This is a genomic window from Rummeliibacillus sp. TYF005, assembly GCF_003844195.1.
Classification (GTDB): Bacteria; Bacillota; Bacilli; order Bacillales_A; family Planococcaceae; genus Rummeliibacillus.
In genome coordinates, this window is record NZ_ML122602.1 from 1 (window position 1) to 12,310 (window position 12,310).

A 12,310-nucleotide genomic window follows, 5' to 3' on the forward strand; every position below is an offset into this window, starting at 1 on the left:
AGATTACTTTCATGCTGGGCGCACTAAAAAAACCGAGCCTATTAAGAAATAGACTCGGTTTTGAAAGTATTTACTTTTGCATTAAATCCAAATGATTGTTACAAATGCAAGTAACATTGTGAATGCAACTAACACTGCTGAATACATAAAGAATTGAATTATTCCAGTGCCTTTTTCACTTAAATGCATGAAGTAATACAATTGAAGGCCTACTTGAACACCAGCGAATAATAAAATCACTGGTACAACTAGATAAACTGAAAATCCAGCTTGAACTGCTGCGAATGCGATAAAAGTCAAGAAAATCATAACTGCAAAAACAGTTACTTGATTACGCATCGCTTGACCAGCTTTACGACGAGAATATTTATATTCTGCATCGTTTCTAGCTTCTACGTGTACGTCATGTGACATTATTTTATCACTCCCATCAAGTAAACTACAGTGAAGATGAATACCCAAACAACGTCGATAAAGTGCCAGTATAATGACGCAATAAAGAATTTAGGCGCATTATAAAGATTTAAACCACGTTTAGCATTTCTCAACATCAATAAAATTATCCATCCAAGACCAATAACTACGTGCAATCCATGTGTACCTACTAAAGTATAGAAAGAAGATCCAAATGCACTTTGAGTAAAAGTAAATCCTAAATGCACATAATGTGTAAATTCATAGATTTCAAATCCTAAGAATCCAAGACCTAAAATTACTGTAATTGCTAACCAAGCTTGCATTGCTTTAAAATTATAATTTTTCATGTGGTACATAGCGTACACACTTGTTAATGAAGAAGTTAACAGTAACATTGTCATAATGAATGCAAGTGGTAACTCAAATAAGCTTTGAGTAGAGAACTCCATGCCACTTGGCCCTTTGTTTTTAAGAGCTAAGAATGTTGCAAACAAAGTAGCAAATAGAACTGTTTCACCGCCAAGGAAGATCCAGAAACCAAGAACCTTATTTTTACCTTCTACAGTTGATTGCTCTGGATGTTCCGGCCATGATTGAGGGGTGAATTTAGTTTTTAAATCCATTATTTGTTACCCCCTTTTTCGTTCATTAATTCTTCTTTAGAAATATGATAACCTAGATCATCTTTAAGTGAACGTACAGCCATTGAACCAAAAGTAATTACTAGACCAATGATTAATACTGCAAGTGACCATGGTTTATCAGTATCTTGATTGTAAAGTGCACCAAAGCCTGAGATAAATAGACCGATTACCATTACGAATGGAATGAAAGAATTGTTAGGCATATGAATGTCTGTAACAGGTTCTGCATATGACATTCCTTCTTTGTTTCCTTCCATTTTTTCGATCCAATAAGTATCTAAGCCACGTACAAGTGGAGTTTGTCTAAAGTTATAGAATGGTACTGGTTGTTCAATTGCCCATTCAAGAGTACGTCCATCACCCCATGGGTCACGACCACATGGTTTGTTTTTAATTGTTGTGATAATAACATTGATCACTAACAAGATAACACCGATTGCCATTAAGAAGGCACCAACTGTTGAAATAAGGTTATACGTATCCAAACCTTGGTTTGGTAAGTAAGTGAATACACGACGAGGCATACCCATTAAACCTAAGAAATGTTGTACGAAGAACGTACAATGGAAACCAATAAAGAAGAATACAAATGTAATTTTCCCTAGTGTTTCATTTAACATTCTATTAAACATAATTGGCCAATAGAAGTGAGTAGCAGCAAGTAATGCTAACACGATACCACCAACAATAACATAGTGGAAGTGAGCTACGATAAAGTATGAGTCATGTAATTGGTAGTCAAGAGGAGCTGCTGCTTGCATAACCCCAGTAACACCACCAGCTACAAATGATGGAATAAAACCAAGTGCATAAAGCATTGGTGTAGTTACTTTAATTGAACCGCCCCAAATTGTACATAACCAGTTGAATACTTTCATACCAGTTGGAACAGCAATCGCCATTGTTGCAACAGCGAAGATAGCATTTGCAGTTGCACCTAGACCTACAGTGAACATATGGTGAGCCCATACCATGAAGCCAAGGAAACCGATTAAGATTGTCGCAAATACCATTGAAGAATAACCGAATAAACGTTTACGAGCAAATGTTGGGATAATTTCTGAGAAAATACCGAACGCAGGAAGTACTAAAATATATACTTCTGGGTGTCCGAAGATCCAGAATAAATGTTCCCAAATAATTGTATTACCACCCATAGTATGGTCAAAGAAGTTTGAACCAAACATACGGTCAAAGATCATAAAGAATAATCCCACTGTTAGTGGAGGGAATGCGAATAAGATTAATGCACTTGAAACGAATGTTGTCCAAGTCATTAAAGGCATACGCATAAATGTCATACCAGGAGCACGCATATTAATAATTGTAACAATGAAGTTAATACCTGAAATTAATGTACCTGCACCTGAGATTTGTAAACCGATAGCATAAAAATCAATACCATGTCCTGGTGATGCTAGAGATAGAGATGCATATGAAGTCCAGCCAGCATCAGGAGCTCCACCTAGTAACCATGAAAGGTTTAAGAAAACTCCTCCCCAGAAGAATAACCAAAAACCAAGTGAATTTAAGAATGGGAATGCAACGTCACGTGCACCAATTTGTAATGGTACAACAGCATTCATAAACGCAAATAACAATGGCATAGCAGCAAGGAAAATCATTGTAGTACCATGCATTGTAATAATTTCATTAAAGAGTCCCGCACTTACAAAATCGTTGTTTGGTTTTGCAAGTTGGATACGAATGAGCATTGCTTCGATACCACCGATTACGAAGAACAATGTACCGGCAATAAGGTATAGAATGGCGATTTTTTTATGGTCTACTGTTGTTAAGTAGTCCCAAATTGTTGCGCCAAAGCCCTTTTTCTTTGCAGTTGAGCTCAAAACCTTAACCTCCTTCAAAATGATTCAAATAAATTTTACATTATTTTTCTACAGACAAGCCCATTAAGTAAGCTGCTAAAGCATCAAGCTCTTGATCTGTGAATTTTTTACCGTTATTAATTTTTTCAGGTTGAGGCATAGTATTACCTGGTTTAACGGCTTGTGGATCATTAATCCATTTTTTAATATTTTCTTTGTTATGATCTAACACACCTGCAACACGATTACGATCACCAAATGTAGCAAGGTTTGGTGCTAATCCAGTACCTTTACCTACACCAGATGTAGCGTGACAAGATACACAGCTAGTTTTAAAGATTTCTTCACCTTGTTTTTCAAGGTCACCTGTTGCAACTTGTTTATCAGAAGCTTTCATTTCTTTGACCCAATTATCAAAGTCAGCTCTGCTTAAAGTTTTAACTTTAAAGTCCATTAATGCGTGTGAAGGACCACAAAGTTCAGCACATTTACCGTAGAATACACCGTCTTCAAGATCTTTTGATTCTTTATCAAATGTTAAATAGAACTTATTTACATTATCAACGTTTGTATCCATTTTACCACCAATAGCAGGAATCCAGAATGAGTGCTTTACATCTCCTGCAGTTAGGTTGAAGTAAACTTTTTCACCTGTTGGTACTACTAATTCTTGTGATGTAACAATTCCTTCATTTTTATATTCGAATTGCCACCAATATAATTTAGCAGTTACGTTAACCGTAACAGGTTTGTTTTGTCCATCAGCCACTTTTGCATCCATCGCTTTTGTATCAGCAAGTTTATAAGTAAGAGCGACTGTTGGTACAGCTAAAATTAAAAGTAAAATAATCGGAATAGCTGTCCATAGAATTTCTAGCTTAGTACTACCCTCTACTTGCTTAGGAATTACGTCTTCCCCAACTCTTTTACGACGGAATTTCACAAGTGCAAGTACATAGATAATTACTACAACTAAAATAACTAGCGTCATAATTGCTGTAGCTAATAGCATTAAATTATGTTGTTCTTTTGCAACTTCACCAGCTGGAGATAAAGTAGATAAATAATTTTTACCACAACCAGAAAGGAAAACAATAAGTGCAGTTAGCATTGCAAATAGACGCCACTTTTTAAGCCCTTTCATCATAGCTTAATTAAACCCCTCTTTCTTTGTTGTATTTCATGTGTAACCAGGACTGTGGTTGTTTTATATGAATTCTCTAAAAAGAAAGAATCCCTAAAGTTAGCTTAAGACAGAAAAAATTATCATAGAAACAAATAAAATGGTCATATAGTTTAAAGAATATACGAACATTTTGTTTGCCCATTTTAAATCGTCTTTAGCTTTAAAGCCTTTCAATGCAAGTACGAGCCAACCTAGGTTCAATACAGTTGCAAGAATGATAAACCCCGCTCCTAACTTCATTAATAAAAACGGAAGCGGACACAAAAGCATTACCCAAAATAGCATAGACTTTCTTGTTCTGTCAAAACCCTTAACTACAGGCAACATAGGGATGCCCGCTTTACGGTACTCTTCTGTTCGCTTCATAGCAAGCGCATAAAAATGCGGAGGCTGCCAAGCAAACATAATACAGAATAGTGCGAAGGGTTCTATACCTAGTGAAGGATCAACAGCAGCCCAGCCTATTACCGGTGGAATAGCGCCGGAAATACTTCCCACAATTGTGTTACTTACAAGTTTTCTCTTCGCCCACATTGAATATAAGACTACATAGCTTATAATTCCCGCAAGTCCCCAAACACCGGCAGCATATGATGCCTTAAATAACAAAATTTCGCCCACAAATAAAAGGAACAGGGCAACTGTCATGACAAACCAAGGTGAAAATCTACCAGTAACTGTTGGTCTTGACTTTGTACGCTTCATTACAGGATCGATATCTTGATCAATATAATTGTTCATCGCCCCAGAACCGGCAATTATAAATGCGGACCCTATTAGAGTATAAACCATTATATCTAGATCTTGTAAAAAGTGTCTGTCAGTAAATTGAAATGCTAACCAAAATCCTGTAAAAGTGGTTACTAAATTTGAATTAACAATTCCAATTTTAATAAGTGCTAGGAAATCTTTCACGAAGGAGCGTGCTTTTGGCTCACTATTTCTACTAGTAGACAACACCCGGCTATTAGACATTATACCCCTCCTTTCAAATTGATAAGCATAATCTGTTAACCTTACTATAACTAAAAACGGTGATTATTTCTAGACGAAATATGAAATTTTATATCTATGACTATAGGGAACCGTTAGGTCTTACACAACATATATATAGTAAATCATTTTATCTATTGAATTGTGAAGGTTATAATACGAAATTATGAACAATTTGTGAAATAGCAATTACGCAAGATTGTCAATACTTTTTACAAGTTGTATTTTCCCTTCATTTTCGATATTATCAAAACTAAAGGTATCACAAAAAGTGATTACTATATTCAAAGTAGGTGTCAATTTAATATGCAACAAAGTAAATACATGAAATGGTTTGCTGTTGCTGCGACAATTGGAATGGTGCTCATTTTATTGGGCGGGGCACTCGTTACAAAAACCGATAGCGGTATGGGCTGTGGTAGAAACTGGCCTGATTGCAACGGTTCCTTAATACCAAAACACATTACTAAAGAAGTATTTATAGAATTTTCTCATCGTGCTGTGACTGGTTCTGTATCTATTTTCATCTTGGTCTTATCCGTTTGGTCCTGGAGAAAGCTTGGGTCTGTTCGTGAAGTGAAATTTCTTTCCTTTATGGCAGTATTCTTTTTAATAGCTCAAGCATTAATAGGAGCTGCACAAGTTTTATGGGGACAAGGCGACTTCATCTTAGCATTGCATTTTGGTATTTCTCTAATTTCTTTTGCAGCAGTATTTTTACTAACTCTAATTATTTTTGAAGTCGATCAGAAATTTAATGTTAACAATGTACATATTGGTAGTACATTAAAATGGCATACTATCGGTGTCACGATATACTCTTATCTAGTAGTCTATACTGGCGCACTAGTAAGGCATACAAACTCAAGCTTAATTTGTCGTGACTGGCCATTTTGTCGAAATGATGATATAGGATTACCAGAAAATTTCTACGAATGGGTACAAATGGGACATCGATTAGCTGCAGGCCTAATATTTGTGTGGATATTAATCATTGCAATCCATGTCATTAAACATTATAAAGACCAAAAAGTTCTTTATTGGGGATGGATTCTAGCATTTATCATTGTTTGTCTTCAAGTTATAGCAGGTATGGGTGTTGTTCTATTACGCCTTAATATTATTGTTGCTTTATTGCACACGCTATTCATATCATTGTTATTCGGTCTTTTGTGTTACATGATTATGCTAATTTCTAGAAGCAATCAAAACTTTAATAATAAATAAAAAATCCCCCAAATTTCGGGGGATTTTTTATTTATATTACTTATTCCATTTCTATTAATAAATCTCCTGTTGAAATAGCGTCTCCTGCTTCGACGAAGATTTGTTTTATAACACCATCTTTCGGTGCTTGTACAGTTGTTTCCATTTTCATCGCTTCTGTGATTAGTAAATGTTCACCGCGCTTAACAGGGCTACCAGGTGAAACAACTACTTTTAATACAGTACCAGGCATTGTTGCACCGATTTGGTTAGCGTTTGATGGATCCGCTTTTGGCTTACGTTCCCCTGCTACTTCAACTGTCATATCTTGAATGACAATTTCACGAGGTTGCCCATTTAATTCGAAATAAAGGACACGAGTACCATCATGTTGTGGTTCTCCAATTGATACTAATTTTATGATTAGTGTTTTTCCTTTTTCAATTTCAACTTCAATTTCTTCTCCAAGCTTTAATCCATAAAGGAACGTTAACGTATCTAGAACCGACACATTATCGAATTTTTTTGCTGTTTCCATATATTCTTCAAATACTTTTGGATATAAAGAGTATGCCAAAACTTCATGACTTGTAATTGGTCTATTGTATTTATTAAATAATTTATCACGAATTTCTTTAAAGTCGACTGGCTCTAATAATTCACCCGGTCTAACTGTAATTGGTTCACGATCTTTCAAAACTACCTTTTGTAATTCTTTTGGGAAACCGCCATATGGCTGACCTAAATAACCTTGGAAAAATTCTATAACAGAATCCGGGAAATCAATTGTTTTTCCGCGTACTAAAACGGATTTTTCATCTAAATCATTTTGCACCATAAATAACGCCATATCGCCTACTACTTTTGATGAAGGCGTTACCTTGACAATATCCCCAAACAGTAGATTTACTCGGGAATACATTTTTTTTACTTCTTCCCAACGATCTCCCAGACCAACACCTTTTGCTTGTTGTTGTAAATTACTATATTGTCCTCCCGGCATCTCATGAACATATATTTCAGAATGAGGGCTAATCATACCACTTTCAAAATCTTTATAGTATTTACGGACATCTTCCCAGTAATAAGATAGTTTTTCTATGCCTTCAATATTCGCACGGACTTGGCGTTTACTACCTTTCATAGCATAGTACAAACTATTTGAACTTGGTTGTGATGTTAACCCCGCCATTGATCCTAAAGCAGTATCGACGATATCGACACCAGCTTCCGCAGCTTTTGCATATAAATAAATACCATTTCCACTTGTATCATGTGAATGTAAGTGGATTGGTAAATCAGTGCTTTCTTTCAATTCTGAAATTAAACGATAAGCCGCTTCTGGTTTTAATAATCCTGCCATATCCTTGATAGCAAGAATATGGGCTCCAGCGGCCTCTAATTCCTTCGCCATTTCTTTGTAGTAGTTTACAGTGTATTTTGCTCTACCATCATCTAGAATATCCCCTGTGTAGCAAATAGCCGCTTCTGCTATCTTCCCTGCGTTTCTTGTAGCATCAATAGCTACTTCCATACCTTTGATCCAGTTTAAGCTATCGAAGATTCTAAAGACATCGACACCAGCTTCTGCTGATTTTTGGATAAACTCTTTGATTAAGTTATCCGGATAGTTTTTATATCCAACTGCATTTGCACCACGTAACAACATTTGGAACAATACATTTGGAATTTGTTCACGTAATTTGATCAAACGTTCCCAAGGATCTTCTTTTAAGAATCGATATGCAACGTCAAAAGTTGCCCCTCCCCACATTTCAAGAGAGAAATAATTATTCATAATCCGTGCTGTTTCGTCTGCGATCTCATGCATATCGTATGATCGAACACGTGTCGCAAGGAGGGATTGATGCGCATCCCGCATGGTTGTATCTGTTAACAATAAATCATCTTGTTGTCGAATCCATTTAACTAAGCCTTCTGGTCCTCGTTCATCTAAAATTTGTTTTGTTCCAGAAGGAATGATGATTGAACGATCAACTTGTGGTTTATGAGGTTTTGGATAAATAGGTTTTTGTTTTTTTTCAATTCCAGGGAAACCATTTATCGTTACATTGCCAATATAACTAAGTAATTTTGTACCACGGTCACGCGCAGGTCTAAATAAAAACAACTCTGGTGTTGAATCTATGAAACTAGTATTAAATTTACCATCTATAAACTTAGGATGTCTTACAACGTTCTCTAAGAATGGGATATTCGTTTTAATACCACGAATACGAAATTCTTGAAGATTTCGATCCATTTTAGCCGCTGCTTCTTTAAATGTATTTCCCCAAGTAGAAACTTTTACTAATAATGAATCATAATGTGGAGAAATGACAGCTCCTTGGAAACCATTTCCTGCGTCCAGACGGACACCAAAACCACCGCTTGAACGATATACCATTAGTTTTCCTGTATCAGGCATAAAATTATTTTGTGGATCTTCTGTTGTAACACGTGACTGAATAGCATACCCAAACAATGGAATTTTTGATTGTTCAGGAATACTAATTACATCTCCATGTAATGTATGACCATCTGCTATATTGATTTGAGCATGGACAATGTCTATTCCTGTCACCATTTCTGTAATCGTATGCTCTACTTGAACACGTGGATTTACTTCGATGAAATAAAAACTATCATCTGATACTAAAAACTCGACGGTACCTGCATTAATATATCCAACGTTTTTCATCAATTGAACAGCTGCATTACAAATTCTTTCTCGTAAATCTTGAGAAATTGAATTTGATGGTGCAATTTCAACTACTTTTTGATGCCGTCTTTGAATAGAACAATCTCTTTCGTATAGATGAACTAAATTACCCTCTTTGTCACCTAATATTTGAACTTCGATATGCTTCGGATTCAGAATACATTTTTCAACATAAACTTCATCAGATCCAAATGCCGCCTTTGCCTCTGACTTTGCACGTTCATATGCTTCTTTTGCATCTTCTGCATTATGTACCACGCGCATACCACGGCCGCCACCACCGAGAGCAGCTTTAATCATCAATGGATATTGGTGTTCCTCACCAAAAGATAGCACTTCTTCAAGAGATTTGACCGGACCATCTGTACCAGGAATTACTGGTATACCAGCTGCTACAGCTTGTTCTCTTGCCTTTACCTTATCCCCAAACATGTCTAAGTGCTTTGAAGTAGGGCCGATAAAAATAATCCCCTCTTCTTCGCAACGTTTTGCAAACTCTAAATTTTCAGACAAAAAACCGTAGCCAGGGTGTATTGCATCTACACCCGACTCTTTAGCTATAGATAAAATCCCTTCAATGTCGAGATAAGCATCAATTGGTTTCTTACCATCCCCAACAAGATAAGCTTCATCTGCTTTATAACGGTGAAAAGAGCCGCTATCTTCCCTTGAATAAATTGCCACTGTGTGAATGTTCATTTCTGTACAAGCACGAAAAACACGAATAGCTATTTCTCCGCGATTAGCTACTAGAATTTTTTTTATCGGCATAATATTTCCCCCTTAGGATTGCTGATTATCTTTTTTTACAATCATGGAGACATTTGCTAATATCCCCATAGCTAAAGATAACAAAATTATTGAAGTTCCGCCATAGCTAATAAACGGAAGTGGTACACCTGTTAAAGGAATAAGTCCACTTAGTCCCCCAACATTTATGAATGTTTGAATACCAATCCAACTACCAATACCTGCAGCAATCATACGAGCTAACGGATCTTTTGCTTTAATAGCTAGTCGCATTGCTTTATAGACAATAAACCCTAAACCAAATAAAACAATGGCAATTCCGAGTGTTCCTAATTCCTCAGAAATTATTGCAAGGATAAAGTCTGTTTGTGGTTCAGGTAAATAACCCATCTTCTGTATAGATTGTCCCAGTCCTAAGCCTTTTACCCCACCAGATCCAATAGCATAATAGCCATTTACCATTTGATAGCCATATTCATTTGCATCTTTAAATGGATCTAAGTATGCTTTTAATCGGCCTACCCGTCGCTCTGTAAAGAAAGAGTCTTTAAAGATAAACAATCCAATGAGTCCGGCAGTAGCCAACCCTATTAAACACCCAACGATTTTGCCAAAAGTAGAGAATCTCATACCACTTGCTGCCATAACTGATAGTACTATAATTGTAATCAGACCAATTGCACCTAAATCTGGCTCCAAGGCAATGAAGAAAACTGCTATACCAAAGACAAATAGAGGTGGTACAATTGACTCGTTTATAATATCTATTTTTCCTATTTCTTTCTTTTTTGTGAAAAACGCAGCGAAATATAAGATCATTCCCAATTTGGTAAGTTCTGATGGCTGTATATTAACGATTCCAAGATCAATCCAGCTTTTTGCACCTGAATTACCAGGGCTATAACCAACTACAAATACTGCAAATAATAAGAAAAGCATGCCTGTAATGATTAACTTCATCATTCCATTATCCCTGTATCTCTTATAAGGGATGATTAGGCCAATTAAAAATGCGAATATAGCAATTGTTAGATTCATCAATTGTTTTTTATAAAAATGATCTGGTGAATAATGTAATGTATTTACTGCCCAAAACATACTTGCACTATAAATCATGACTAACCCAAACAAGCATAATAATATATATGTAAAAAATAGTGGGTAGTCAAAATACTTCGCATATTTTTTTAAATAGGTTTTCATGATTTTACCTCGTTTATTATTTAGCAAAAAAACCCAAACAACTTTGTGTTTGAGTTTTTCGCTTATTTCTCTGTGAAAGCATCATGTAATGCAGACACTTCTTTTTCCAGTGAATCAAGAATTTCTCTTCCTTTTTCACGTTCAAGCAAACCTAGTTTAACCGCAAATTCAATTTCACGAGATAAACCAAACATTTGCGTATCTAAAACTTCTTCATACAAGGGGCATTGTGGCATTGTAAGATGTTCCATTTGCACCCTTATCAATTTAGCTATTTTATCCGCATCGGCAATTAGGAGTTCCAATGCTTTCTCCTGATACGAACTTTGTGATTTTGTATCCATGAGGACGCCCCCATTACCTGATATTTCTTCAACTCTATCTTAATAAAGTTTAGCTTTTGCAAAGAAAAAATGCAAGTATCACATATGAATTAAATAGTAATAATATTATTTATTTCTATCTAATTGTAAAAAGCGTTATACTAAGAAAGGAATGCATATCGGAGGAGGAAGAAAGTATGGAATCCATCATTCAAATTAAAGGTGCAGTAAACTTTCCAATAACATTAGATTGTACAGTTTGGATTTTTGATGACCGCAAACTGGATTTAGAAACATATTTTATCGAAAAAACAACAGATGTTGACCCAGACGAAGAATATATCGAAAAAGCTGGTAAATTCTGGTCTCGTGAAATTATGGAAGGCGCTACTTTCCCACCAACATTAAAAACTGAACGAAAATTTGATCGACAAAAAATGATGAAAGGTACATTTGGTATAAAAGTTGAACCTTTCATCAACAATGCTGAACCAAAAGAAAACGCCACTACTGTAGTTTTTGAAAAAGCCGATGGATTGCAAGAACGTTTTAGTATAGATGAAGCTAAAAAACTTATTTTCCAATTTAGTAAAAATGGTCAAATGTTGACTGAAGACGGCCCTGTCTACTTATTATTAGAAGATGGCTCTAACTACGAAAATCCTATAACAGGAATCGTAGGCATGTATATAGAGTAAGGAGGTAATGCTATGCGAGTGAAATGTGTAATCTGTGATGCATTAAACGATATTCCAGATTTCTCACCATTAGCTAAGAAATTACGTAATCGCCCTACCCACACTTATATGTGCCCTAGTTGTCAAGATCGAATTACTGAAAAAACCAATGCACGATTAGCTACAGGTAATTTCCGTTTTATTCGAAGAGCAGTTCAAGAGGAAGAAGAATTTTAGAAACCATGCAGAGCATTTAACACATGCTCTGTTTTTTTAATAAAAACCATCTAAATAGAAATTTAATTACTTTCTATCAAAGGACTATAAAGAAAGGCTCTTTGTAAATAGTTGGGGTGGGGA

Annotated in this window: 11 protein-coding genes; 3 read left to right on the forward strand and 8 right to left on the reverse strand. The window is 35.7% G+C overall.

The annotated features are described in order from the left end of the window. Positions 1 to 81: 81 nt before the first annotated feature. The 5 genes from CW357_RS17065 to cyoE form a co-directional block, all read right to left on the reverse strand. Positions 82 to 414 carry a cytochrome C oxidase subunit IV family protein gene (locus tag CW357_RS17065; RefSeq protein WP_119414757.1) on the reverse strand — a complete coding sequence of 111 codons (333 nt, stop codon included), beginning with the start codon at positions 412 to 414 and terminating at the stop codon, positions 82 to 84. Continuing rightward, positions 414 to 1,040, reverse strand: a complete 627-nt coding sequence (locus CW357_RS17070; RefSeq protein WP_119414756.1) for a cytochrome (ubi)quinol oxidase subunit III — start codon at positions 1,038 to 1,040, stop codon at positions 414 to 416. The genes CW357_RS17065 and CW357_RS17070 overlap by 1 nt, the downstream gene beginning before the upstream one ends. Then, complete coding sequence (ctaD, locus tag CW357_RS17075; RefSeq protein WP_124218675.1) at positions 1,040 to 2,911, reverse strand: cytochrome c oxidase subunit I; 1,872 nt, start codon at positions 2,909 to 2,911, stop codon at positions 1,040 to 1,042. The genes CW357_RS17070 and ctaD overlap by 1 nt, the downstream gene beginning before the upstream one ends. Positions 2,912 to 2,951: 40 nt before the next feature. Continuing rightward, positions 2,952 to 4,037 carry a cytochrome c oxidase subunit II gene (coxB, locus tag CW357_RS17080; protein ID WP_119414754.1) on the reverse strand — a complete coding sequence of 362 codons (1,086 nt, stop codon included), beginning with the start codon at positions 4,035 to 4,037 and terminating at the stop codon, positions 2,952 to 2,954. 96 nt (positions 4,038 to 4,133) lie between these two features. Beyond that, positions 4,134 to 5,051: a heme o synthase gene (cyoE, locus tag CW357_RS17085; RefSeq protein ID WP_124218676.1), complete on the reverse strand. Its 918-nt coding sequence runs from the start codon at positions 5,049 to 5,051 to the stop codon at positions 4,134 to 4,136. Between the two features lie 324 nt (positions 5,052 to 5,375). On the opposite strand from cyoE, the gene CW357_RS17090 reads away from it, so the two are divergent. After that, complete coding sequence (locus tag CW357_RS17090) at positions 5,376 to 6,296, forward strand: COX15/CtaA family protein (RefSeq protein WP_124218677.1); 921 nt, start codon at positions 5,376 to 5,378, stop codon at positions 6,294 to 6,296. Between the two features lie 40 nt (positions 6,297 to 6,336). Here CW357_RS17090 and pyc read toward each other — a convergent pair whose 3' ends face one another. The 3 genes from pyc to CW357_RS17105 all read right to left on the reverse strand — a co-directional run bounded on the left by pyc (position 6,337) and on the right by CW357_RS17105 (position 11,294). Further along, entirely contained in the window at positions 6,337 to 9,771 is a 3,435-nt protein-coding gene (pyc, locus tag CW357_RS17095) for a pyruvate carboxylase (protein ID WP_124218678.1), read from the reverse strand. A 9-nt stretch (positions 9,772 to 9,780) separates the two neighbouring features. Continuing rightward, positions 9,781 to 10,950 carry an FtsW/RodA/SpoVE family cell cycle protein gene (locus CW357_RS17100; RefSeq protein WP_124218679.1) on the reverse strand — a complete coding sequence of 390 codons (1,170 nt, stop codon included), beginning with the start codon at positions 10,948 to 10,950 and terminating at the stop codon, positions 9,781 to 9,783. Between the two features lie 62 nt (positions 10,951 to 11,012). After that, complete coding sequence (locus CW357_RS17105; protein ID WP_124218680.1) at positions 11,013 to 11,294, reverse strand: Fpa/YlaN family protein; 282 nt, start codon at positions 11,292 to 11,294, stop codon at positions 11,013 to 11,015. Positions 11,295 to 11,470: 176 nt separating this feature from the next. Here CW357_RS17105 and CW357_RS17110 point away from each other — a divergent pair, with 176 nt between their 5' ends. Beyond that, on the forward strand, positions 11,471 to 11,971 hold the full coding sequence (locus CW357_RS17110; RefSeq protein WP_119414748.1) for a peptidyl-prolyl cis-trans isomerase: 501 nt from the start codon (positions 11,471 to 11,473) through the stop codon (positions 11,969 to 11,971). A gap of 12 nt (positions 11,972 to 11,983) precedes the next feature. Then, a complete protein-coding gene (locus tag CW357_RS17115; protein WP_124218681.1) occupies positions 11,984 to 12,187 on the forward strand; it encodes a YlaI family protein in 204 nt (67 codons plus the stop codon). The last annotated feature ends 123 nt before the right edge of the window (positions 12,188 to 12,310 follow it).